Source organism: Paraburkholderia sp. EG287B, assembly GCF_040965595.1.
Lineage (GTDB): Bacteria > Pseudomonadota > Gammaproteobacteria > Burkholderiales > Burkholderiaceae > Paraburkholderia.
In genome coordinates this window covers 204,733-227,337 of the sequence record NZ_JBFRCG010000013.1, presented here as the reverse complement: position 1 = coordinate 227,337, position 22,605 = coordinate 204,733, and the positions used below count along the sequence as shown (strand labels likewise).

21 protein-coding genes and 1 pseudogene are annotated in these 22,605 nt (G+C 65.0%); 14 read left to right on the top strand and 8 right to left on the bottom strand.

Going from position 1 to position 22,605, the window contains the following annotated elements; all coding sequences use genetic code 11:
* Nucleotides 1-27 precede the first annotated feature (27 nt).
* Nucleotides 28-948: a DMT family transporter gene (locus AB4Y40_RS24905; protein WP_368690070.1), complete on the bottom strand. Its 921-nt coding sequence runs from the start codon at nt 946-948 to the stop codon at nt 28-30.
* Between the two features lie 125 nt (nt 949-1,073).
* Here AB4Y40_RS24905 and AB4Y40_RS24900 point away from each other — a divergent pair, with 125 nt between their 5' ends.
* From AB4Y40_RS24900 to AB4Y40_RS24865, 8 genes and pseudogenes are all read left to right on the top strand, one after another.
* Nucleotides 1,074-1,988, top strand: a complete 915-nt coding sequence (locus AB4Y40_RS24900; protein WP_368690069.1) for a LysR family transcriptional regulator — start codon at nt 1,074-1,076, stop codon at nt 1,986-1,988.
* 131 nt (nt 1,989-2,119) lie between these two features.
* A complete protein-coding gene (locus AB4Y40_RS24895; protein ID WP_368690068.1) occupies nt 2,120-3,517 on the top strand; it encodes a dihydrolipoyl dehydrogenase in 1,398 nt (465 codons plus the stop codon).
* A gap of 62 nt (nt 3,518-3,579) precedes the next feature.
* Nucleotides 3,580-3,678, top strand: a pseudogene (locus tag AB4Y40_RS24890) (quinone oxidoreductase); the annotation flags it as partial.
* A gap of 1,097 nt (nt 3,679-4,775) precedes the next feature.
* Complete coding sequence (locus AB4Y40_RS24885; RefSeq protein ID WP_342923123.1) at nt 4,776-5,666, top strand: LysR substrate-binding domain-containing protein; 891 nt, start codon at nt 4,776-4,778, stop codon at nt 5,664-5,666.
* Between the two features lie 101 nt (nt 5,667-5,767).
* A complete protein-coding gene (locus AB4Y40_RS24880) occupies nt 5,768-7,831 on the top strand; it encodes a LamG-like jellyroll fold domain-containing protein (RefSeq protein ID WP_368690067.1) in 2,064 nt (687 codons plus the stop codon).
* Nucleotides 7,832-7,842: 11 nt separating this feature from the next.
* Complete coding sequence (locus AB4Y40_RS24875; protein ID WP_368690066.1) at nt 7,843-8,109, top strand: hypothetical protein; 267 nt, start codon at nt 7,843-7,845, stop codon at nt 8,107-8,109.
* Nucleotides 8,110-8,258: 149 nt separating this feature from the next.
* A complete protein-coding gene (locus AB4Y40_RS24870) occupies nt 8,259-10,391 on the top strand; it encodes a phosphocholine-specific phospholipase C (RefSeq protein WP_368690065.1) in 2,133 nt (710 codons plus the stop codon).
* Entirely contained in the window at nt 10,392-10,673 is a 282-nt protein-coding gene (locus tag AB4Y40_RS24865; protein ID WP_368690064.1) for an avidin/streptavidin family protein, read from the top strand. It begins immediately after the preceding gene.
* Nucleotides 10,674-10,779: 106 nt separating this feature from the next.
* On the opposite strand, the gene AB4Y40_RS24860 is transcribed toward AB4Y40_RS24865, so the two are convergent.
* Entirely contained in the window at nt 10,780-11,685 is a 906-nt protein-coding gene (locus tag AB4Y40_RS24860; RefSeq protein WP_368690063.1) for a TauD/TfdA dioxygenase family protein, read from the bottom strand.
* Between the two features lie 209 nt (nt 11,686-11,894).
* Here AB4Y40_RS24860 and AB4Y40_RS24855 point away from each other — a divergent pair, with 209 nt between their 5' ends.
* Together AB4Y40_RS24855 and AB4Y40_RS24850 are read left to right on the top strand one after the other, a co-directional pair.
* On the top strand, nt 11,895-13,343 hold the full coding sequence (locus tag AB4Y40_RS24855) for an AlkA N-terminal domain-containing protein (protein WP_368690062.1): 1,449 nt from the start codon (nt 11,895-11,897) through the stop codon (nt 13,341-13,343).
* Complete coding sequence (locus tag AB4Y40_RS24850; RefSeq protein WP_368690061.1) at nt 13,340-13,831, top strand: methylated-DNA--[protein]-cysteine S-methyltransferase; 492 nt, start codon at nt 13,340-13,342, stop codon at nt 13,829-13,831. Before AB4Y40_RS24855 ends, AB4Y40_RS24850 begins: the two co-directional genes overlap by 4 nt.
* Nucleotides 13,832-13,903: 72 nt before the next feature.
* On the opposite strand, the gene treA is transcribed toward AB4Y40_RS24850, so the two are convergent.
* The 3 genes from treA to AB4Y40_RS24835 all read right to left on the bottom strand — a co-directional run bounded on the left by treA (nt 13,904) and on the right by AB4Y40_RS24835 (nt 17,460).
* Nucleotides 13,904-15,598, bottom strand: a complete 1,695-nt coding sequence (gene treA / locus AB4Y40_RS24845) for an alpha,alpha-trehalase TreA (RefSeq protein WP_368690060.1) — start codon at nt 15,596-15,598, stop codon at nt 13,904-13,906.
* A gap of 306 nt (nt 15,599-15,904) precedes the next feature.
* Nucleotides 15,905-16,207 (bottom strand): chemotaxis protein, encoded by a 303-nt coding sequence (locus AB4Y40_RS24840; RefSeq protein WP_368690059.1) that lies wholly within the window; start codon nt 16,205-16,207, stop codon nt 15,905-15,907.
* A 224-nt stretch (nt 16,208-16,431) separates the two neighbouring features.
* Nucleotides 16,432-17,460 carry an SDR family oxidoreductase gene (locus AB4Y40_RS24835; protein ID WP_368690058.1) on the bottom strand — a complete coding sequence of 343 codons (1,029 nt, stop codon included), beginning with the start codon at nt 17,458-17,460 and terminating at the stop codon, nt 16,432-16,434.
* A 161-nt stretch (nt 17,461-17,621) separates the two neighbouring features.
* Here AB4Y40_RS24835 and tkt point away from each other — a divergent pair, with 161 nt between their 5' ends.
* Nucleotides 17,622-19,739 carry a transketolase gene (tkt, locus tag AB4Y40_RS24830; RefSeq protein ID WP_368690057.1) on the top strand — a complete coding sequence of 706 codons (2,118 nt, stop codon included), beginning with the start codon at nt 17,622-17,624 and terminating at the stop codon, nt 19,737-19,739.
* Here tkt and AB4Y40_RS24825 read toward each other — a convergent pair whose 3' ends face one another.
* The 3 genes from AB4Y40_RS24825 to AB4Y40_RS24815 form a co-directional block, all read right to left on the bottom strand.
* Nucleotides 19,740-20,027, bottom strand: coding sequence for a DUF1488 domain-containing protein (locus AB4Y40_RS24825; protein ID WP_342923133.1), 288 nt, complete (start codon nt 20,025-20,027; stop codon nt 19,740-19,742).
* A 48-nt stretch (nt 20,028-20,075) separates the two neighbouring features.
* Nucleotides 20,076-21,095, bottom strand: coding sequence for a chemotaxis protein CheB (locus AB4Y40_RS24820; RefSeq protein ID WP_368690056.1), 1,020 nt, complete (start codon nt 21,093-21,095; stop codon nt 20,076-20,078).
* A 72-nt stretch (nt 21,096-21,167) separates the two neighbouring features.
* The gene (locus AB4Y40_RS24815) at nt 21,168-21,329 is read right to left on the bottom strand and encodes a DUF1328 domain-containing protein (RefSeq protein ID WP_042267338.1); all 162 of its coding nucleotides are present in this window, start codon (nt 21,327-21,329) and stop codon (nt 21,168-21,170) included.
* Nucleotides 21,330-21,502: 173 nt separating this feature from the next.
* Between AB4Y40_RS24815 and AB4Y40_RS24810 the strand changes: the two genes are divergently transcribed.
* Genes AB4Y40_RS24810 through AB4Y40_RS24800 form a run of 3 tightly spaced genes read left to right on the top strand, consistent with a single transcriptional unit; the run spans nt 21,503 to nt 22,603 of the window.
* Nucleotides 21,503-21,904, top strand: a complete 402-nt coding sequence (locus tag AB4Y40_RS24810) for a BON domain-containing protein (protein WP_368690055.1) — start codon at nt 21,503-21,505, stop codon at nt 21,902-21,904.
* A gap of 27 nt (nt 21,905-21,931) precedes the next feature.
* Nucleotides 21,932-22,138, top strand: a complete 207-nt coding sequence (locus AB4Y40_RS24805; RefSeq protein WP_368690054.1) for a hypothetical protein — start codon at nt 21,932-21,934, stop codon at nt 22,136-22,138.
* 33 nt (nt 22,139-22,171) lie between these two features.
* Complete coding sequence (locus tag AB4Y40_RS24800; RefSeq protein WP_133183161.1) at nt 22,172-22,603, top strand: CBS domain-containing protein; 432 nt, start codon at nt 22,172-22,174, stop codon at nt 22,601-22,603.
* The last annotated feature ends 2 nt before the right edge of the window (nt 22,604-22,605 follow it).

Below are 22,605 nucleotides of genomic sequence, written 5' to 3'. Positions count from 1 at the left end.
TATCAGCTTTGCGGATGTGAGCCGAACCTACGCTTTCACGGCGTCCTGCGCTTCAACCTGCGCCTCGGCCTGGGGTTCGCGCTTGAGCGCGAAAAGCGAAGCGGCAACGATCAGCATGCCGCCGATCCACGCGGGCAAAGTGAGCCGCTCGCCCAGCCACACGCACGCAAAGAGCGCGCCGAACACCGGCTCGCTGCCCATCAGCAACGCCACGCGCGTGGGGCTGCTGCGGCTCACGGCATAGTTCTGCACGAAGAACGCGAACAGCGTGCAGCCCGCCACGAGATAGATCACGCTGCCCCAGAACACGCCGTGCCCCTGCCAGTGCGGCAGCGGTTGCCACTGTTCGGGCGCGACAGTGATCGCGAGCGCGGCGCAGCCGATCGCCACGACGGCGGACTGGACCGCCGTCACCGTGAGCGCCGGCACGGCGCCCGACTTCATCACGCGCTTGACCGCGCAGGTCGCCAGTGCGCGCAGCAGCGCGGCCAGCACGACCAGCAGATCGCCGGGGCTCGCCGCCACATGGCCGCCCGTCAGGAGCAGCGCGCCAAGCAGCGACACGCCGGCCGCTGCCCATTCCACCGGACGCGGCGCGCGCTTGAGCCACGCCCACTCCACGAGCGGCGTGAGGACCACGCACAGGCTGATGAGAAACGCGGCACTCGAGGCGTTCGTGAGCGACACGCCAAACGTCTCGGCCAGAAAGATGCCGAGCAGCAGGAGTCCCGCGACGAGCACGCCGATCTGCTCGCGCCATGTCACATGACGCAGACCGCGCAACGCGGGCGACAACAGTACGAACGTGATGCCAAAGCGCAGCGCGAGCAGACCCAGCACCGGGTAGACGAGCAACGCACCCTTCACCACGCCATAGCTCGTGCCCCAGATGAGCGCGACGGCCACGAGCAGCAGATCGACGGTGCGAGAACGGGTCAGAGCATTCATGGGGAACGAGCCTGCAGATGAGCCGGGAACGGGCACATTGTCCGATAATGATTTCGCGGCGATAATCCGCTACAACGGAACATCATTTATGCTCCAAGTGCACAGATGACTTCGCCCTGCCTGCCATGAATCCGGCCGACCTCCTGCCGCTGCTGCCCGATCTGGCCACCTTCGCCCGCGTGGTCGACGCCGGTAATTTCTCGGTCGCGGCGCGCCAGCTCGGCAGCACGCCTTCCACCGTGAGCCGCCAGATGCAGCGGCTCGAACGCGCGCTCGGCACACGCCTGCTGGAGCGCTCCACGCGCAGCCTGCGGCTCACGGAATCCGGTGCCGAGGTCTACCGTCACTGCACCGACATGCTCGAAGCCGCCGCGAGCGCGGCGCAAGCCGCCAGCCGCCTGACCGGCCGCCCGCATGGCCGCGTCAGCATCAGCGCGCCGATTTCGTTTGCGCAAAGCGTCATTCATCCGCTGATTTCCGGCTTCCTGCGCGCGTATGAGGAGGTCGCGGTGCAGATCATCTTCACCGACCGCGACGTCGATCCCGTGCGCGACAGCGTCGATATCGTGATTCGCCCTACGCCCACGCCGCCGCCGGGGCTCGCGGCGCGGCGGCTCGGCACGCTGCAGTGGATGCCGTGCGCGTCCCCCGCCTATCTGCGCGCGCACGGCACGCCGAAGCACCCGAAGGATCTCGCCAGCCACGACTGCCTCTATCTCGGCGAAACGCCCGACGACAACCGCTGGACCTTCCGGCGCGGCGCGCAAACGCATGCCGTCGAGGTGAAAGGCCGCTATATCGCCAACGACGTGGGCGCGCGGCGCGATGCGGCGCTTGCGGACTGGGGCATTGCGAGCCTGCCCGAATTCGCGGCGGCGGATGCGCTGCGCGACGGCCTGCTCGTGCGCGTGCTCCCCGAGTGGTCGCTGGAGCCCCGCGCGTACAGCGGCCCGGTGTGGATGCTCTATCCGCCCAACCGGTTTTTGCCGCCGAAGGTGCGCGTGTTGATCGACTGGCTCGCGCAGCACATGCCCGAGTGACCGGCGGCTCGCGCCGCGCCGCCCGTGAGACGATCGGGCATGAACTTGAGCAGCGCCGACATTCACCCGCGCGGGTGGACCTCCTAGACTGGGTCATGGAAACGAATGCATGAACCCCTCAAGGAAACGCGATGCAAACCCTGCGAACGGATGTCGCCATCATCGGCGCCGGCACGGCCGGACTTTCCGCCTACCGCGCCGCGAAGGCGGAAGGTGCAAGCGCAATCATCATTGAAGGCGGCGCTTACGGCACGACGTGTGCGCGCGTGGGTTGTATGCCTTCGAAGCTGCTGATCGCGGCGGCCGAGGCGGCGCACGCGGTGACCATGGCGCCGCGTTTCGGTGTGAATCCGCTCGGCATGGAAATCGACGGCCGGGCCGTGATGGAGCGCGTGCGCAGCGAGCGGGACCGGTTCGTCGGTTTCGTCGTGGACAGCACGCTCGCCTTGCCCGAAGCGGACCGCCTCATTGGGCACGCCCGCTTCATCGACGACGGGCTGCTTCAGGTTGGCGAGCACACGCAGGTGCGCGCGAAAAGCGTCGTGATCGCCACGGGCTCGACGCCCACGGTGCCCGACTCGCTCCGCGGACTCGGCGACCGGCTGATCGTCAACGACGACGTGTTCGCGTGGGAGGACTTGCCGCGCAGCGTGGCGGTGGTCGGCGCGGGCGTGATCGGTCTCGAACTCGGCCAGGCGCTTGCGCGGCTCGGCGTGCGGGTCACGTTGTACGGCGGCTCGCACGGCAGCGTAGGCCCGCTCACGGACCCGCGTCTGATCAGCGAAGCGCACCGCGTGTTCGGCGCGGAAATGCAGTTCGAGACGCAGGGACGCGTCGTATCGGCTACGCGCAGCGATGCGGGCGTGACGCTGCGGTACGCCCGCGCGGATGGCACGCACTCCGAAGCAACGTTTGATTACGTGTTGGCAGCAACGGGCCGGGACCCCAACGTGGCGAACCTGGGCCTCGCAAACACCTCGCTCGAACTCGACGCGCACGGCGTGCCGCGTTTCGACCCGGCTACGCTGCAAGTTGGCACCGCGCCGGTATTTTTGGCAGGCGACGCGAACGACGTGCTGCCGTTGCTGCACGAAGCCGCCGACGAGGGCCGCGCCGCGGGCCGCAATGCGGCTCGCTTTCCCGCAGTCGAACCCGTTGCGCGCCGTGCGCCGCTTGCGATCGTGTTCTCGGATCCGCAGATCGCCATGGTTGGCAAGTCACATCGAGAACTGGTGGAAGGCAGCTTCGTGACGGGTGCCGTGAGCTTCGAGGACCAGGGCCGCAGCCGCGTGATGCTCAAGAACCACGGCATCGGCCACGTGTACGTGGATCGCGCGACGCGGCGCTTCTTGGGTGCGGAATGGTTCGGACCGGCGGCGGAACATATCGGGCACCTGCTCGCGTGGAGTGTGCAGATGGGACTAAGCGTGGACGACATGGTGGCGATGCCGTTCTATCACCCGGTGGTGGAGGAAGGCTTGCGCACGGCGCTGCGCGATGCCGCCTCGCAGCTGAATCACAAGGGCTAGGCGAATTTCGCCTGGTTATCCTTTACAACCCGCAACGGCGCACACGCTGACAATGAAAGCACTCGCATGCGCTCGCGCCGCTGTCGTTTCGTGAGGCGACTTATTCGGGTGTGTTTACGCTTTATCCGCTTTTGAGCGGTAAGAACCGCGTGCATCATGGTGCAGGCTCTCGACTTTTCATTCACGAGCGACACTACAGCGAGGTTCTCGAGGACGTCAAATCAATCGCCGCTTCGTGGCGCCGCCGGCGCACTGGACTCCAGGCCCAATCCCCGAAGCGCCGACTCAATCAAATCTGATTATTGTCGCCGCGTGAAGCAGACAGTCGCGCATTGAATCCCTCGACTCCTTCGACTCGTAGAACTAAGCGGTTGCTGAGTGGCCTTATGTAACAGCTTTTTCTTAAAGCGCCTGGGCAGCAATTCGACCGAACGAAATCTTCTGCGCGCGAACACCTCGCCTCGAGCACATACACGCCACTTGCCAGCGACGACCTCAGACGCACATATTCGAAGCTGCGGGATCTTGGCGACGCCATGGAAATCGTTCAGAATGTCGGCGACCGAGTGAGAGATTACATCTATGTGGACCGCACGGAATACGCCCCGCCGGCAATTGGCGCCTCTTCGCAGACAAGACGGCGGAGTGCTATCGCAGCGCCGGCCTGCACTCGCACACCATCTCCGCGTGCCTGAAAACGGACAATGAACACGACTTGCCAGGAAACCACGCGAACGCATGGTCGCAAGACAGCCCTCCGATCGAGCAGATCGAAGAACTGCCGGGCGGTACCAAAGGTCTGACTGTTTTGATGGTTTTTCCCGTCAACTTCATGGGAATGGACGACGTACTGGCGTTCGCTGGTGCCGCCCGCCCCGTATCTCAAACGGAAACACATATCGTGTTCGACACGTTCCGTAATCCTTCCGTAATTCTCATGCCAGCGACGAGTCGGTCAGGCGTCGGGCGATAATGTACGACGACACCTTCGCAGAAGACCTCCTCGCGACGGAGGCGGTGCAACGCGTACTGGCCGCAAAGCCAAAATTCAATGGCAGCGTGTTCGCAACGGCGAAGCACAGGTTATCTCGTATGCAAATCGCTACCGCGAGGAAATGACTTCGTAACTCGGTAGCGCGTGCCCCGGATAAAACGTCCAGTCCTTACGTATCTCACGAACGTGGGACTGGACTGGTGGTGTACGGTCGGCCCACATGCTGCATCCCCTCCCGCCGGATACTGTCTGGGAAAACAGAAAATGCTCGCTCCTTTGCTTGCTGCATTCTACGAAACGGTTCGACAGGGCAGCGTCACGGCTGCCGCGCGACGGTTGGGGATAAGTCAGCCTACCGTCACAGCGCGCATCCAGCAGCTCGAGAAACGGTACGGCGTGCAACTCTTTCACCGGCGCGGCAGCCGCCTCGACGTGACGAAGACCGGCGCGGCGCTCATGCCGTTCATTGACCGTATGACGCAGGCGGAGAGCGACATCGACTTCGTACTGCGCAACGAGTGCGAGTTGTTCGCGGGCAGCTTCCGGCTCGGGACCACTGGCCCCTACTACGTCCTGCCGACCATCGCCGCATTTCGTCGCCGCTATCCTCACGTCCAGATCGGCATCGAGATCGGCAATTCGCAAGCCGTGCTCGACGCGCTCACGGAGCATCGCGTCGATATCGCGGTCTCATCGCATCACGTGGACGACGAGAGCCTCGAGTTGCATCGCATCGCGAGTGATCGGCTCGTACTCGTCGTCGAACCTCGCCATCCGCTTGCGGGGCAGCGCAGCGTCGACTTGAACGTGCTCGCGGCCGAAACGCTGCTGCTGCGCGAACAGGGCTCGTGCACGCGCGACGCAACGGAGGCCGCGCTTGGGCAGCGCCGCGTGGAGCCTCGGGCGCTCATCGAGATCGGCAGCCGCGAAGCGATCTGCGAAGCGATCCGCCTCGGCCTCGGCTGCGCCCTGATGCCCGCGGGCGAGGTGCCCCTCGGCTCAGCGCTCGTTTCCGTGTCCATCGAGCCGGAATGCCCTGCCGTATACGAATATCTTTATCACCTGCGCAGCCGTTCGGGCGCGCGTCTCATCACCACATTCATGGCGACGTTGGCCGAGACCATCGACCTCCCCATAAAAAAAACCGATACGTGAATCGGGGATCTTTCGCAGAACGCAATATAGGCGTCTTGCCCGCTGCCTAATATCGCCCTCAATCGCTGGATACACCGGCGAATCTTTGCAGGGGGATAACCATGACAAGACAGGCATTCGTCTATGCCGCATGTGGTCTCGCACTCGTCACCGCGCTCAGCGGTTGCGGCGGCGGGAGCACGCAATCGGCGGCAAACCGGACCTTTTCAGGCAACGCGGCGATCGGATCATCGGGGTCAGCCAGCAGCACTCTCAACAAGATGCTCGTAATCGAGCTCGACGGCGTGACCTATAGCGCCCTCACTGCGGGCATCTCGGGCGGCACTCTGCCGAACCTCGCGAAGCTGAACATTGCGCCTGCCTATAGCGGCGGCGTGAACAGCACGCTCAGCCAGCAACCGAATCTCGATATGCCCGGCTGGGCCACGATCGTGACCGGTTCCTGGGCCGACCGCCATCAGATCGAATCCGACGCGCCAAACCAGGCGCTGCACGCGCCCACCGTATTCTCAATATTGAAGTCCGCGGGTGCGGGCAAGTTGGGTGCAGCCGTCGATTCGCCTGGTTTCGCCTCGATCCTGACGCCCGACCAGAACGCCGGCTACATCGACACCGTGGTCAACTGCGCCTCAGTCGACAGCTGCGTGACGACTCAAGGCAAGAGCATGATCGACAACGGCTACTCGCTCGTCGTCGCCCAGTATCACTCCGCCGAAGACGCCGCTCTCAACTGGGGCCTCAACTCGTCGAATTATTCGGCCACGCTCGCCCAACTCGACAGTGCCATCGGCACGCTCGTCGGCGACGTGTCGCAACGCAGCGGGGAGAATTGGCTCGTGCTCGTGACAACCAGCCACGGCCTCAATGCCGCGGGTGGCACCGACGCCCTGCCACTCGCGCCGGAGTCGACGAGCTTCATCGGCATCAACCAGCAACCCAACGGGCGCCTCACCAATCCGGCCGCCCCCACCTCGCTCGCGGACCTCTATACCCGCGCCAGCATTGCAGACATCACGCCCACGCTGCTCGCCTATTGGAGTGCGCTGCCGAGCGCGGTGACGTATGCGCTCGACGGCGGCGAACTGGTCGGCCAGCAGCCGGTGTCGCAGCTCATCGGTGTCACCGGCAGCGGCAATGCGAGTACGGTGCTCAGTTGGACCCCGCCTTCGAGCGGCGCGATCTCGGTGCTACGCAACGGCCAGCAGATCGCCACGCTCCCTGCAGGCACGACGACGTACACGGACAGCCAGCTCGGCGTCAGCACAACCGGCGCTTATACGTTCAACTACGTGGTGGCCGCGGGCAATGCGCCGCTCGCGTCGCTGATCCAGATCGAGTATGTGGCGCCCCCTCCGCCTCCGCCCCCGCCTCCCCCTCTCGCGACGACGCTGACCAACGGCCTCTCGACATACTATCCATTCGGCGCGCTGCCAGCCGCCGACAAGATGGCGGCCAGCACGCTCGGCCCCTGGGCGGCGGATGCGAACGGCGGCTCGCTTACGCCGGATCCGTTTGGCGGCCAGGGTCTCAAGGTGGATACGAACATCGTCGACACGAATGGGTACGACGGCTACAAGCTCGTGCAGAACAACGACGTGACGAAACAGCCGCAGTTCACGATGGGCTTCTGGGTCATGACGTCTTGCCAGAATCTCACGGGCAACGGCACGCCAATCTTCTCGAACAAAAACTACTACTCGGGGGGCAACCCCGGTCTCACGATCGCGCTGTTCCCGGGTTCTGGCACGAGTTGTAACGTGCGCTTCAATATCGGCGACGGGACTACGCGCAACGACATGAACTCTGCGACCATCACCGCGAACAAGTGGGCCTACGTAGCATTCACAATCGACACGGTCGGCAAGACCATGACGGGCTACGTGTTTGATCCGGTGCTCGGCGAAGAGAAGTACACGGCCCCGGTCACGGTGACCGCGTCGAAGCTGCCGGGCCTCGGCGCTTTCGGCCTCAACGAGGACGGCACAGGCCAGTACTACATGAACGCGTGCAAGGATACCCCGCCCTACACGCCTGGCAAGTGCGCGGCTACGCCCCCGGATGTGCAGTCGTTCAGCGACCTCGCGCTCTGGAACCGCACCGTCACTGAGGCTGAACTGAAGACGGTCTTCGCTTCGGGCAAGCCGCTCTCCACCCTTCTCCCGTAAGAGACTCCTCGATGAATGCGAATAGCTTTCTCGCCATGCACGGCGCACAGCACCTGCGCCGCAGCGCAGGTGCGCTGCTCACCGGGCTGCTGTGCGCGCTGCTCGCGGCCTGCGGCCCCGGTTCGAACGGCGGGTCTTCCGCGCGAGCGGCTACGGGTGCGGGTGGCGCAAGCGCGCCGGTCGCGATCGTGGCGGCACCCGCCTCGGGCAGCTACGCGGCCCTTGGCGTGGCCGCCTCGCAGCCGCACCTCAACACGCAGTTGAACTGCGCGCCATGAACGTCACGCGAACCGCGCGCAAGGCGTGCCCAGTGCAGGCCCGACGCACGGTTCGCGCTCCGCGCAAAGCGCCTGTTCGCGCCCCTCGGTTCGGCCCTCGTATCGCGCGGCTACGCGCGAAGACAACGTAGAAGAAAACCCACCACATCATGACTTCATTGGATCGCCGTCAATTCCTGCGCGCCGCAGCGGCCGGCGCGACGTTCAGCATGTTCCCGCCCGCCATCCGGCGCGCGCTCGCAATTCCCGCGAATAACACGACCGGCACGATCAACGACGTGCAGCACGTCGTGATCTTCATGCAGGAGAACCGCTCTTTCGATCATTATTTCGGCACGCTACCCGGCGTGCGCGGCTTCGCCGACCGCTTCACGATCCCACAGCCGGGCGGCTCCACTGTCTGGCAGCAGAGCGACGGCAGCCGCACCGTGCTGCCGTTCTATCTGGACAGCACCAAGGGCAATGCGCTGCTTGCGGGCGGCGCGCACTCGTGGACCGACACGCACAGCGCCTGGGATAACGGCCGCATGACGCAATGGCCGATATCGAAGGGCGATGTATCGATGGGCTATCTGCAGTCCGCCGACCTCCCCTTTCACTTCGCCCTCGCGAACGCGTTCACGATCTGCGACGCGTACCACTGCTCGCTGCACGGCGGCACCAACTCGAACCGCATCTTCATGTGGACCGGCACGAACGGCCCCACCGGCTCTAACTATGCGGTCGTCAACAACAATGGATGGGACGGCCTCGGCCCGTCGGCGACGGGCCTGACCTGGACCACCTACGCGGAGCGTCTGCAAGCCGCGGGGGTGAGCTGGAAGGTCTACGAGAACCAGCCCGATAACTATAATGACAACCCGCTCGCTGGCTTCGCAGTGTTTCGCAAGGTCAACGAGACCATTTCCGGTTCGCCGAACGCACCCTATACACCGGCAATGGAGGCGCTTTCGCCGCTCTATAAAGGCATCGGCAACACGATGCCCGATGGCGGATTCCTGCAGGCCCTCGCCAACGACATCGCTGCGGGACAAATGCCGCAGGTGAGTTGGATCGTTTCGCCGGGGGCGTATAGCGAGCACCCTGGATCGTCTACCCCAGGCCAGGGCGCTTACTACCTGCAGTTACTGCTCGACACGCTCACGGCTAACCCCGATGTCTGGAGCAAGACCGTGCTCTTCGTGAACTATGACGAGAACGACTGCTTCTTCGACCATATGCCTCCGCCCAATCCGCCCTCCCCGAATGGCAACGGCACTTATGCCGGCAAGTCGACGGTCACGACGCAATACGAATATTTCACCCTTCCCAATCCGCCGGGCGACTCTTCACCGCTCGCACCGGACGGCAAGCCATACGGACCCGGTCCGCGGGTGCCGATGTTCGTCGTGTCGCCGTGGAGCACGGGCGGCTTCGTCAACTCTCAGGTCTTCGACCACACCTCGGTGCTGCGCTTCCTCGAACAGCGTTTCGGCGTGCGCGAAACGAACATCAGCCCGTGGCGTCGCACAGTATTCGGCGACCTGACCTCCTGCTTCAACTTCAGTAATCCAAATGATACGGCCGTCGCGCCTCTGCCCGCACCGACCAAATCCGCCGCCGATGCCCAGAGTGCGCAGCAAAGCGCGCTTGGCGCGGTGCCGGTGCCTTCGGTCGCGAGCCAGACGATGCCAAAGCAGTCGCTAATGGCGCGGCCGTCGCGTGCGCTGCCGTATCAGTTGCACACCAGCGCCAATGTTGACACGAAGAACGGCAACGTGTGGCTCATCTTCAGCAACACCGGCAGCGCGGGCGCTGTCTTTCACGTCTACGACAAGCTGCATCTCGACAAACCGCCTCACCGCTACACGGTGGAAGCCGGCAAAGAGCTTTCGGATGTCTGGACACCAGCCGCTGCGGATGCGGGCGCCTACGATCTTTGGGTGCTCGGCCCGAACGGCCTGCACCGCCAGTTCACCGGCAACATTACCAAAGCGACAAGCGGGCCCAATCCTGAGGTTCGCGTATGCTACGACACGGGCAACAACGCCGTTTATCTGACCATCATGAACACAGGCAGCGTCGCCACCAATACGACTGTCACATCGAACGCGTACCGGACCGATGGCCCCTGGACCTACGCGGTTCCCCCCGGCATGCAGGTCGAGCCGTACTGGTCGTTGACGTCATCGAATGGCTGGTATGACTTTACGCTCGCCGCCGAGAACGGCGTAACCCGCCGTTTTGCAGGGCGGGTCGAAACGGGGGCGGACAGTGTCAGCGATCCCGCAATGGGGAGCTAAATGTGCGGCGCGAATTTCAGTGGCACCTACGAGACTGCTGTGGGCAGCGACGGACTGGCGGCCATCGCTCCGCTCTTCGGGACAGTAGCCGGCGACGCAATCGCATTCACCGTGAACTGGGGACCAACGTACGTCTCGGTGAGAGGCTGGAGCGGCCTTCTGCTTGCTGACGGAAACCAGGCTTGCACGTACACGCTCTGGAATCTTTCGTGCACGCCGATGGATGAAGACGACTTCCAGCATTCGATCCTCACTGGCGCGGACCTGTTTGCAAGGGCGTGAAGAATGCGCCCGCACGGCGCCATACATCCGCGCGCTTCGCGAACGCATTATCGACGGAAATCGATATAATATGGATTCCTTTTTATTCTGCGCTGTACCTGGCGCATCAAAACGGCGTGTCGCCTTCGACGGTGGTGCGATAAAGCCTACGGCGCAGACGATCGGGCGTGCCCGCCGCGAGATGCATCAGCGAACGATTGTCCCAGAACACGAGATCGTGCTCGCGCCATTCGTGGCGGTAGCAATGCTCCGCGCGCACGCTATGCGCGAACAAGGCGTCGAGCAGCGCACGGCTTTCGTCCGCGGGTAGATCGACGATGCGCGTCGTGAAGTGCTCGCTCACGAACAGCGCCTTGCGGCCCGTTTCCGGATGCGTGCGCACGACGGGATGCACGACGGGCTTCACCTGCGCGATCTGCTCCGCCGTGAGATTCGGCCGCCACGGGCTGCGCGCCTGGAGTTCCGCATAGCGCGCGAGATAGGTGTGCTCGGCGCGCCGGCCCTCCACGGCGCTGCGCAAATGCGCAGGCAGCGTCTCCCACGCGAGATGCATGTTGGCGAACAGCGTGTCGCCGCCCTCCGCGGGCAACTCCTGCGCATGCAGCAGCGAGCCCAGACTCGGCTTCTCCTTGTATGAAAGATCGGAATGCCAGAAGTGTCCCGCGTCGCCAAGACCAATGGGCTTGCCGTTCTCCACGATGTTCGAGACGATCAGCACCTCCGGGTGGCCCGCCAGCGCGAACTGATGCAGCACGTGGATCTGCAACGGCCCGAAGCGGCGGCTGAATTCGACCTGCTGCTCCGGCGTGATGCGCTGGTCGCGAAACACCAGCACATGGTGATCGAGGTGCGCGCGATGAATGCGCGCGAAGTCTTCGCTCGACAGCGGCTGCGTGAGATCGAGGCCGACCACTTCCGCGCCGAGCGGCGCATCCAGGGGAAGAATGTCGAAGCGTTGGGACGCCTGCGCGTTCGATAAGGCGAAGGCGGTGAATGGGGCAGGGGTAGTCACGCAGCAAGCCTTTCAGGTAAGCAATGGCTTCAATCTACGTGATCTGACCGCCCGCTGACAACGAAGCAAATCCAATACGTTTATCCGTTCGAGTCATAAAGGCGCTGTTAAGGCATACGCCGAATATGTGGCTGATCGGCGCTCCGGGTTCGAATACTCATGTCCGAATCTGGCCAGAATCCTCACTGAATCTGTTTTAAAGTCTCGACATGCGCCTCGATCCCGACACCTGCTACCAGACCATGCTCTCGAGGGACCGCCGTTTCGACGGCTGGTTTTTCGTCGGCGTTTCGTCTACGGGGATTTACTGCCGCCCGGTCTGCCCGGTGCGCACGCCCCAGCGCCAGAACTGCCACTTTTTCTCCAACGCCGCAGCGGCCGAACGCGCGGGCTTCCGCCCCTGTCTGCGGTGCCGCCCTGAACTGGCCCCGGGCAACGGCCTGCTGGACGTATCGAGCAGGCTCGCGCGCGCCGCCGCGACGCTGATCGAAGAGGGTTTCCTCAATACCGGCAGCCTGGCTGACCTGGCCGCACGCGTGGGCGTGACCGACCGGCATCTGCGCAGGATCTTCGACGCGCAATTCGGCGTGACGCTGATGGAGTTCGCTCAAACCCAACGATTGCTGATGGCCAAGCGGCTGCTGACCGATACCCGCTTGCCGGTGAACGCCGTTGCGCTCACGGCGGGATTCGGCAGCGTACGGCGGTTCAACGACCTGTTCCTGAAGCAATACGGCCTGAACCCACTGCGTTTCCGCAAAGAAACCGATGCCCCCCATGCTTCGAATGCGGAAAGCGTGACCTTTCCGCTGGGCTATCGGCCGCCGTTCTGCTGGTCCGGCATTCTCGCGTTCCTCGCACGCCGGCACATAGCTGGCGTCGAGCATATCGGCGACGAGATCTATACGCGGACCCTCGCATTGAGCCACAAAGGCCACGACATCCACGGGTGGTTCAGCGTACGGCACACGCCACAACGCTACGCGCTCGAAGTGACCTTGCCGATGTCGCTGATGCCGGTCGTGGGGCAGCTTCTGCCGCGCGTCAGGCGTCTGTTCGATCTGGACTCGCGCCCCGATCTGATCGATCCGCATCTCGGCGACCTCGCCGACGGACAACCGGGTATGCGCGTTCCGGGCGCCGTGGACGGCTTCGAGATCGCGGTGTGCGCCCTGGCCGGGCAATCACCGCATTCAACGAGCACGCAACGCATCCTCTCACGCATTGCCGAGCGCTTTGGCACGCAGGTCAGCGCGCCGCAGGCGTTGACCCGCGTCTTTCCGTCCGCTGCAAAGCTCGCATGTGAGCCCGTTTCCGCAATCGAAGATACGGGCATGACGCGCAAGCGCGCAGAGACGATCGTTGCGCTCGCAAGCGAAGTGTCGTCGGGGCGCATCAGGCTCGAGCCCGCCGCGCCGCTGGAGGAAACGCTCCATGCGCTGCGGAACATTCATGGCATCGGCGAATGGGCCGTGCAATACATCGCCATGCGCGCCCTGGCGTGGCCCAATGCCTTTCCGCCGTGTGACCTGAAGCTGAAAAAGCGACTGGGCTACGCGCGCGCATCCGCACTCGGCCGCCACGCCGAACAATGGGAACCGTGGCGCGCCTACGCGACCCTTCACATGTGGAGCCAACTCGAGGGACAACTCAGATGACACCCGGCTACCTGATTCCGAGTCCATTGGGGGATATCGCGCTGCGCGTTGAAGACGATTTCCTGACCGGCCTCTTTTTCGTGGGCCAGAAGTACTTTCCGCAGATGTCGCTGATGCGCATCGGCACCGGAGCGCCGCCACTCGCGCTTTACGCACAGCGCCAAATCACGCAGTTCTTTGCCGGCGAGAGACGGGACTTCGGGCTTCCCGTTGCATTGCGGGGCACACCGTTTCAGCGGCGGGTCTGGAAAGAGCTAGAAGCGATTCCGTATGGGCGGGTGATCTCCTATGCGGAGGTCGCGAGGCGCTTGCGTCTGGACTCGGGGCACGCACGCGCGGTGGGAAGCGCGGTGGGCCGCAACCCCGTTTCCGTGATCGTTCCGTGCCACCGTGTCGTCGCGACGAACGGCGCGCTGACCGGCTACGCAGGCGGCGTCGATCGCAAGGCGGCGCTGCTCGAACTCGAACACGCCGCCCCGTTGGAATGAAACTCGAGTGGACCGCTTCGCAACGCTGGTTCAGGCCTTAGCCGCCGGTCCGAAAGCGGTCCGCTCTCACCGCTACTGCCCGCCCCCGTACATATCGAGCAGCATCAGCGTCACGCCGTTGGTCCAGCCAAAGCCGTCCTGCAACGGGTATTCGCCGCCCCCGCCGCCGCCTTCACCCGCGCCCTCCACGATATATTTCTCGACGAGCTTTTGCTGCGTGTTATAGACGTTCTCGACGTCGGCGAGAAAACGCGTGCCGACCGGCTGCGCGAGATCGCTGCGCCCGTATTGCTTGAGGCCCTGGATGGCGATCCAGTGCAGCGGCGCCCAGCCGTTCGGCGCATCCCATTGCTGGCCGGTGTTGTAGGTCGACGTGGCGAGGCCGCCTTGCTGGAGCAGTACGCTTTGCATCGTCTGCGCCGTCTTCTTCGCGCGCTCGGGCCACGCCACGCCCGCCATCAACGGATACATCATCGCGGGCGTCTGGTTGTCGCGCGCCTTGCCGAGTTGCCAGTCGTAGTCGCCGTAGTAGCCCTTGTTGTTCCAGAGGTAATGGTTGATACCTTCGGCGCGGCGCGCGGCGTAGCCGGCGAACTGCCCCACGCAGCCGAAATCGCGTGCGACCGTGCAGGCGCGCACGATCGTCGTCTCCAGATGGAACAGCAGGCTGTTCAGATCGACCGGAATGATCGACGTGGTGCGCACGGTCCAGAGGTTCTGGTTGTCGCCGAACCAGCGCGAGCTGAAGTCCCAGCCGCTTTCGGCCGTGGCGCGCAGGTCGCGGTAGACCTCGTTGGCGGGGCGGCCCGTGGCCTGCTGCGCGGTCTGGACGTCTTCGATATACGACTCGTCGCGCGGCGTGTCGAGTTCGTCCCAGTACCGGTTGAGCACGGTGCCGTCGCGCAGCACGACCACGTTGCGCGTGGCCTGCCCGCGCGGCGTGCTGCTCGCGCCCTGCATCCAGTACGCGTACTCCTTGCGCAGCGCGGGCAGGTACTTCTGATACACGCTGTTGCCTTCCTTCTGCGCCGCGAGCTCCACCATGTACGAATAGAACGGCGGTTGCGAGCGGCTCAGATAATAGGTCCGATTGCCGTTCGGAATATGGCCGAAGGTGTTGATCATGTAGGCGAAGTTGTCGAGCATGTCGTCGACGAGATCTTCATGGCCCGACTCCTGGAGCCCGAGCATCGTGAAGTACGTGTCCCAGTAATAGCCCTCTCTGAAGCGGCCGCCCGGCACGACATAGGGCTTCGGCAGCGGCACGAGCGAGCTGTTGTCGGGCGCCGACGTGGTCGTGCGCGTGAGCCCGGTCCAGAGCCAGTCGATATGCTGGCGCAGGGTCTGCCCCGCCGGCGGCGTGATGCTCTGGTCCGGCGGCGGCGTGAAGTACTGGTTTACGAAATTCGGCAATGAGAAGCCGGGTTGGTTCTTCTGCGCTTCGTAGAGCTGAACGATGGTTGCGGGGTCCGTGTTCGGCGTCGAATCGACGAAGGTCTTCTGGTCGGGGAAGATCTGCGCGGTCTGCACCGCCACGAAAAGATCGCCGTACAGAATATCGGGCGCGGGCGGCAGCGGCGCGCCCACCTGGGTGTCGGCGAAACAGTTTGCACAGGCGAGCAAAAGCGTGGCGACACTGGCCGCACTGATTGCGGTTCGCGAACGCTGCGGTGACTTTCGGGGCGGGAGTGACTGTAAGCTTGCGTGAATGCGATGCGCATCGATTGGCGATGCGGCGTGGATGCGAGATTGCAGCTGCGTGCTCATGTTGCCTCCGTGGTGTTGGGGCACTTCGCTGGTCTCCTCGCACCGGCCCGTTCACGCCGTTTGTTTGCGGCGTGCGGGTCCGGCTGGATGCGCAATGGCATCGCCGGATCCCGGGCAACGAGAGCATCGCATGACTTCGCACACCGAAGCAACTGCGGCGTGACAATGAATGACTGTGCGGAAATTTATGCCGCCGGCCTGGCGGGAAAGACACGGCGCATCGGTAACAGTGGCCGTGCTGGGGCAGCCCATGCGGCAGAAATGCGGGCGCCAGTCACAACAGCCCTGTCGTCGGCGCCCACTCGTTTAAACATCGCCCAGATCGTCGATGCGATCCGGACGCACGTCGCCGTCGGGCTCCAGCGATTCGTCGCCGTCTGCCGCGGCGCGTTCACCCGTGCCTGCGCTATCGGTGTCGCTCTGCGCTTCGTCCTCGCCCGCTTCGAGCGCGTGATTGTCGAGTTCGGTGTCGCGGTCGAATTCGTGGCGCTTCGCGCCCTGGGTGTCGCTGCCGGAATCGGATGAATCGCCCGGGCCCAGCGAGCCGGTGTCGTGCCCCGGCGGCAAGGATTCGGGAAGGTCGTTGTCGGGGTCCAGCGTGCTGTTCATGGCAGGCTCCTTGTATTGTCGATGCGTTCACGAAGCGCGCAGAACGCGTGCCCCGCAAACCGCGCCCTTCGACGAGCGCCGCGTCGCTGAATCGTTCCATGGCGAACGACTCGGGTCTGTCCACCACGTTCGTTCAATCGACGGTTCACACAGGAATTCATGCGCACCATACGTGCCGAACGCAAGCGGCGGTAAGCGGCGAGCGTGCACAAAAGGGGAAGCGATCACGGGCGTGACCGCGCCTGCCTGCGCAGACGTGCAAACGCCATCGCCACGCCGAGGACGCCAATCGCCACCCCGCCCATCGCCGCATGCACGTGGCGCTCGGTGAAGAGCGGCGCGCCGCCATTGCGCGCTTCAAGGTCGAAGCGGCCATGTGCGCCGATCTCGCCCGGCACAGGCGCATGCAGATTCTCGGGCGCGTCGGGCGCGCGCGGGTGGCCCGTCAATTGCCCGCGATACCCGGCTCGCGCGAGATAGCGGTCGAGCAGCCCCGGCGCGATCAGATCGGCGATGATGGCGCGCACCGTGGACCAGCCGAGCCAGAGCGTGCGCCGCCGATGTTGCGCAGCAAACAGAATGGCGCGCGCGGCGACTTCGGGTTCGTAGACAGGCGCAACGGGCCGCGCGTCCTGGCCGGTACGGTTGGCGGCCCAGTCGAACTGCGGCGTGTTGATGGCGGGGAGATCGACCAGCGAGATGTGCACGTCGAGGCCATCGTGAATCAGCTCCGATCGCACGGCGTCGGTAAAGCCGCGCACCGCGAACTTCGCGCCGCAATACGCGGATTGCAACGGGATCGCGCGCGAGGCGAGCGCCGACCCCACGTTGACGATCGCGCCGCGATTGCGCTTGCGCATGCGCGCGAGCGCCGCCATCGTGCCGTGCACCTGGCCGAGGTACGTGACCTGGGTCGCACGCTCGAAGTCGCGCGGCGAGATCGACGAGAGCGGCGCGAAGATCGTCGCCATGGCCACGTTCACCCACACGTCGATGTCGCCCAGTTCGCGCTCGACGCGCGCTGCCGCCGCTTCGACGGCCTGGGCGTCGGCCACGTCGGTGGGCACCGCGAGCGCGCGCACGCCACGGTAAGCGGCCTGTAATTGCGCGGCGGCGCGCACGAGCCGTTCGGGTTCGCGCGAAAGCAGCGCGACGTCGTAGCCCGCGCGCGCGAAGGCTTCGGCAACGGCGCGGCCCACGCCGGCGCCCGCGCCGGTCACGACAACGATTTTGTGGTGCGATTTTCGATGCATCGGCTCGGTATCCGAAAAGGACAGACGTGATAGTGTCGAACCGCAATGGCTATGCCTGTCTGGCATCGAAATGCGGTGCCCAGGCCGGCACCGCATTTGCGCATCGACCTGTTTGCGAACTGCCGCCCGCTTGCAGCGCGCCCCTGCCGAGGAGTCCCCTCATGCCATCGAATGCCACGCCGAACGCCAGGCCCACCCGGGCCGACCCGTCCGATCTCGACCGTCTCGCCATCGACACGATCCGCACCTTGTCGATGGACGCCGTGCAAAAGGCCAATTCCGGCCACCCCGGCACGCCCATGGCGCTCGCGCCGCTTGCGTACCAGATCTGGCAGCATCATCTGCATTACGACCCTGCCGCGCCGCTATGGCCCAATCGCGACCGCTTCGTGCTCTCGAACGGCCACGCTTCCATGCTGCTCTATTCGTTGCTGCACCTCACGGGCGTGCAAGCCATCGACGAGAAAGGCAAGCTCACGGGCAAGCCCGCGGTCTCGCTCGACGATATCAAACACTTTCGCCAGATCGACAGCGTGACGCCGGGGCACCCGGAATTCCGCATGACGACGGGCGTCGAGACGACCACGGGGCCGCTCGGCCAAGGGCTCGGCAACAGCGTGGGCATGGCCATGGCCGGGCGCTGGTTGGAGCAGCACTTCAATCGCGCCGATGCCGGAATCTTCGACTACCGCGTCTATGCGGTGTGCGGCGACGGCGACATGATGGAAGGCGTCTCGCACGAAGCGGCGTCGCTCGCGGGCCATCTGGGCCTGTCGAATCTGATCTGGTTCTATGACAGCAACCGCATCACGATCGAGGGCCACACCGACCTCGCTTATAGCGACGATGTCGAAGCGCGCTTTCGCGGCTACCACTGGAACACGCTGCACGTGGACGACGCCAACGACACCAAAGCCATCGAGGCCGCCATCGAAAAAGCGCAGGCCGTGACCGACAAGCCGACGCTCATCGTGGTGAAGAGCATCATCGGCTGGGGCGCGCCGAACCGGCACGACACGGCGGCGGCGCACGGCGAGGCGCTGGGCGAGGACGAAGTGCGCCTTGCCAAGCGCGCGTACGGCTGGCCGGAGGACGCGCATTTCCTCGTACCCGATGGCGTGTACGAACGTTTCGCGCAAGGCATGGGCGCACGCGGCAAGGCGGCGCACGAGGCATGGAAGCAACGCTACGACGACTACGCGAAGCGCTATCCCGAGCTAGCGAAGGAACTGGGCCTGATGCTCGACGGCAAGCTGCCCGAGGGCTGGGACACCGATATTCCCACCTTCGAGGCCGACGACAAGGGCATGGCCACGCGCGAGTCGTCGGGCAAGGTGCTCAACGCCATTGCGCAACGCGTGCCGTGGATGATCGGCGGCGCGGCCGATCTCTCCCCCTCCACCAAAACCAATCTCAAGTTCGAGGGCGCGGGAAGTTTCGAGCGCGACCACTACGACGGCCGCAACCTGCACTTCGGCATTCGCGAGCACGGCATGGGCGCGGTCTCCAACGGCCTCGCGCTTTCGGGCCTGCGGCCGTTCGCATCGACGTTCCTGATTTTCAGCGACTACATGAAGCCGCCCATCCGGCTCGCCGCAATCATGGAGTTGCCCGTAGTTTTCGTGTTCACGCACGATTCGATTGGCCTCGGCGAAGACGGGCCCACGCACCAGCCGATCGAACAGCTCGCCTCGCTTCGCGCTGTGCCGGGCCTGCTCACGCTGCGCCCCGCCGACGCCAACGAAGTCGCCGAGTCCTGGCGCGTTGCGCTCGCACGTTCGCGCGAACCGGCCTGCCTGGTGTTGTCGCGCCAGCCGCTGCCCACCGTCGACCGCAAAAAATACGCGAGCGCAGAAGGCGTGCGGCGCGGCGCATACGTACTCGCCGACGCGCCCGACGGCAAAGAGCCCGAAGTCCTGCTGCTCGCCACGGGCAGCGAAGTTTCGCTATGCATTGCCGCCTATGAGACGCTGAAACAGGAGGGCATCGCGGCACGCGTCGTCTCGATGCCGTCGTGGGACGTGTTCGAACTGGAGGACGAGGCGTACCGCGAGTCGGTGCTGCCGCCGCACATCCATGCGCGCGTGGCCGTGGAGCAGGCGGCGACGCTCGGCTGGGACCGCTACGTCGGCCGCTTCGGCTCGCAGATCGTGATGCACACGTTCGGCGCCTCCGCGCCGCTCAAGGCGCTGAAGACCAAATTCGGCTTCACGCCGGAACGCGTGGTCGAAGAGGCGAAGCAGCAGATTGCGCGCTGCAAGGCGGGCGCGGGTGAGTAGTCAGTGCCTGCCGGCGCCGTACATGCGCAAATAGCCGCTATGCAGCATCACGGGCTTGCCGTCCGTCTCTTCGATGAGGCGGGCGGCTGCCGCTTCGATCGCGTCGCGGTTGCGGTGGAACGCCTGGCGCAGGTCGGGTTCGCGCAGCGATCGCGCGCCGAAGCGGTCTTCCAGCGCTTCAGCCGTAATGGCACAGTCCACCGGCACGGAATCCGCCACCGCAACAAACGTTAGCGCGAGTTCCTCCGTGTCGTACTCGACCGGGCCTTCGGGAAAGGTGATTTTCATGACCGATGGACTCCTGAAATACTTGCCGACCAACCTGCCCCTCGCGTCTCACCCGCTCGCGCCGGAAGTACGCGCCACCGCGCGTAGCGCTTCGAGCATGATGGCTTCGAGTTCCTGGGCCCTCGCCACGCGCGCGCTTTCGATCACGAGACTGTCGCCGTCGCCGGAACGCTGAGCCCAGTCTTTGCGCTCGCGGGCGTACACCAGGTGCTCCCTGACGGACCGCGCCGCGGTCCACAGTGCGCGTTCCACCTGACTCACGATGCCCTCCTCCAGCGACATCGCCGAAAACGCGTGACCCGTGTGGCAACGGTAACGGTGCGGACGCGCGTCCTTGATCTGCCAGAGCGTACCGCCGCACTCGGGGCACGTGAGGGCCGTGCGTTCGCCGACGGTGTCGAGCTCTTCGGGCGAAACGAACCCGCGCGCGGCCACACGCGCCTCTTCTTCAGTTTGCGAGCCCGCTTTCATGGCACGCTCCTTAGCCAGGGTAGCCAATGGCGCCGCACGCAAGGCGTCGCCGATCGCGGCAGCCATGTCCTGAATGCCGGCCACCGTCGCCGCGCCGTCTACCGCGCGCAGGGCCGCGGCGGGCATGGACGACGCTTCGCATTCCTGCGGATCCTGCACGAGACACGCACCACCGCACGCACGGACCGCTGCGAGGCCCGCCGCGCCATCGTCGAGATCGCCGCTCAGCACGACGCCGACCACCTCGCTGCCATACGCCATGGCGGCGCTGCGAAACAAGGGATCGGCGGCGGGCCGCGAGAAGTTCTCCGGTGCGCCATCGGAGAGCCGAAGGCGCCCTTTCTCGACGATCAGATGCCGGTCGGGGGGCGCCACGTAAATCCGGCCCGCCTGCAGCACTTCGCCGTCGGCGGCGTGGGCGGCGGGCAGCGGGCCGCTGCGCGACATCAGTTCGGGCAGCGTGCTTTTGTGGCGGCCAATATGCAAAACCACGCACACGGCAGCCGGCAAATCGCCCGGGAACCCGGCCGCGAGTGTGCGCAGCGCGGAAAAACCGTCGCGCGAAGCGGCGATGACCACAATTTTCAACGGTTCCATGCCGCTCTCTCCCCGGCGCGTGCATCGTACATGCCCAGGCGAAGTGGCGCCTTGACCGACGCCGGGGACGGATTACCGCCTCGTGATGCCAAACAGCAGGCTCGCCAGAAAGAGAATCACGAAGATGACGAACAGAATCTTGGCGATGCTCGCGGCGCCCGCCGCAATCCCGCCAAACCCGAAGACAGCCGCGATGATGGCTATCACGAAGAAAACGATCGCGTAGTAAAGCATTGCCGGCTCCTTTGAAAAGGTCTCACGGCGTATGCGCACCGGCTGTGCCCGAGCCGGTTTTAGCGAGGGCGACGCGGGTCCCGGGCAGCACCGGGTGCCAGGAAGCATGGAGTCCCGCGGCACGCCTGTTGCGGGAGAAGCAGGCTGTGGCTCCCAAAGCGAAGGAGGCAGTCATGTACCCGTTGCAATGCGCCTTGCGCGCGGGCCTCGCCGGCCTCTGTGTCGTGCTCGGCGCGCAGGTAGCGCTTTCCCAGAGTGGCCCGCGGGCCGCCAGCGCCGAATCACCTCCCATTGCGCGGCCCAACCAGTTGCCGCCGCACGATCTCGCGGCAGGCAATCCGGGTTACGGCGGCGAGGCGAGCGACACGTTCATCACCGCCCACGCGAAGGCCGCGCTGATGGCCACAGACGGCGTGAACTCCAGCGACGTGCACGTCACCACCCAGCGCGGCGCCGTCACGCTCACGGGCACGGTGCCCGACGAGGCGCAGCGCGACAAGGCCGAAAGCGTGGTCCACGACCTCGACGGCGTGGTCTACGTGACGAACGACCTGAAAGTGTCCAAACCGCAGTAACGCCGCAAAGTCTCACCGCTAACCGCCATGACCTCTCCACAGGAGTTCTTCATGCCGATGCTGTACGCCTTCACGACGTCGTTTCATTTGCCGCCGCCCGATCCACTGGACGACCCGCAACGCCCACCGCTGCCGCCGCAACCGGACGACCGCCCGCCGCCCCCGCTGCCCGAAGGCGATCCTCCGCCGCACGTGCCGCCGGTGCGCGTCTTGCACGCGGCACGTTTTGCATGAGAAGAGACACGACAACCACGAAAGGAGAAGACAATGACCCAGGTTCGCGAAGTGATGTCACGCGAGGTCGTGCATATCGCGCCCGATACGACGATCCGGCACGCCGCCGAACTCATGCGCGACCATGACATCGGCGCGCTGCCGGTATGCGACGGCGAGCAGATCGTCGGCATGGTGACCGACCGCGACCTCGCCATGCGCGGGCTCGCCCAGGGCTGCACGGGCGAGGAAACGGTCTCGCATGTGGCGACCTCGGGCGTGCAGTGGTGCTATGAGGACGAAGACGTGAACGTCGTCCAGCGCCGCATGGCGGAGGCGCAGGTGCGCAGGCTGCCGGTGGTGAACCACGAACGCGAGCTGGTGGGCACGCTCTCGCTCGGCGACATCGCCACCCGCTGCGACGGCGCGCAGCGCGAGCGCATCGCCAATACGCTCGAAGACATTTCGCAGCGGCGCGTGCCGTGACG

What these genes read in the sequence shown, in the direction of transcription:
- AB4Y40_RS24905 (WP_368690070.1), bottom strand. Translation starts at nt 948, where the DNA reads ATGAATGCTCTGACCCGTTCTCGCACCGTCGATCTGCTGCTCGTGGCC.
- AB4Y40_RS24900 (WP_368690069.1), top strand. Translation starts at nt 1,074, where the DNA reads ATGAATCCGGCCGACCTCCTGCCGCTGCTGCCCGATCTGGCCACCTTC.
- AB4Y40_RS24895 (WP_368690068.1), top strand. Translation starts at nt 2,120, where the DNA reads ATGCAAACCCTGCGAACGGATGTCGCCATCATCGGCGCCGGCACGGCC.
- AB4Y40_RS24885 (WP_342923123.1), top strand. Translation starts at nt 4,776, where the DNA reads ATGCTCGCTCCTTTGCTTGCTGCATTCTACGAAACGGTTCGACAGGGC.
- AB4Y40_RS24880 (WP_368690067.1), top strand. Translation starts at nt 5,768, where the DNA reads ATGACAAGACAGGCATTCGTCTATGCCGCATGTGGTCTCGCACTCGTC.
- AB4Y40_RS24875 (WP_368690066.1), top strand. Translation starts at nt 7,843, where the DNA reads ATGAATGCGAATAGCTTTCTCGCCATGCACGGCGCACAGCACCTGCGC.
- AB4Y40_RS24870 (WP_368690065.1), top strand. Translation starts at nt 8,259, where the DNA reads ATGACTTCATTGGATCGCCGTCAATTCCTGCGCGCCGCAGCGGCCGGC.
- AB4Y40_RS24865 (WP_368690064.1), top strand. Translation starts at nt 10,392, where the DNA reads ATGTGCGGCGCGAATTTCAGTGGCACCTACGAGACTGCTGTGGGCAGC.
- AB4Y40_RS24855 (WP_368690062.1), top strand. Translation starts at nt 11,895, where the DNA reads ATGCGCCTCGATCCCGACACCTGCTACCAGACCATGCTCTCGAGGGAC.
- AB4Y40_RS24850 (WP_368690061.1), top strand. Translation starts at nt 13,340, where the DNA reads ATGACACCCGGCTACCTGATTCCGAGTCCATTGGGGGATATCGCGCTG.
- treA (WP_368690060.1), bottom strand. Translation starts at nt 15,598, where the DNA reads ATGAGCACGCAGCTGCAATCTCGCATCCACGCCGCATCGCCAATCGAT.
- AB4Y40_RS24840 (WP_368690059.1), bottom strand. Translation starts at nt 16,207, where the DNA reads ATGAACAGCACGCTGGACCCCGACAACGACCTTCCCGAATCCTTGCCG.
- AB4Y40_RS24835 (WP_368690058.1), bottom strand. Translation starts at nt 17,460, where the DNA reads ATGCATCGAAAATCGCACCACAAAATCGTTGTCGTGACCGGCGCGGGC.
- tkt (WP_368690057.1), top strand. Translation starts at nt 17,622, where the DNA reads ATGCCATCGAATGCCACGCCGAACGCCAGGCCCACCCGGGCCGACCCG.
- AB4Y40_RS24825 (WP_342923133.1), bottom strand. Translation starts at nt 20,027, where the DNA reads ATGAAAATCACCTTTCCCGAAGGCCCGGTCGAGTACGACACGGAGGAA.
- AB4Y40_RS24820 (WP_368690056.1), bottom strand. Translation starts at nt 21,095, where the DNA reads ATGGAACCGTTGAAAATTGTGGTCATCGCCGCTTCGCGCGACGGTTTT.
- AB4Y40_RS24815 (WP_042267338.1), bottom strand. Translation starts at nt 21,329, where the DNA reads ATGCTTTACTACGCGATCGTTTTCTTCGTGATAGCCATCATCGCGGCT.
- AB4Y40_RS24810 (WP_368690055.1), top strand. Translation starts at nt 21,503, where the DNA reads ATGTACCCGTTGCAATGCGCCTTGCGCGCGGGCCTCGCCGGCCTCTGT.
- AB4Y40_RS24805 (WP_368690054.1), top strand. Translation starts at nt 21,932, where the DNA reads ATGACCTCTCCACAGGAGTTCTTCATGCCGATGCTGTACGCCTTCACG.
- AB4Y40_RS24800 (WP_133183161.1), top strand. Translation starts at nt 22,172, where the DNA reads ATGACCCAGGTTCGCGAAGTGATGTCACGCGAGGTCGTGCATATCGCG.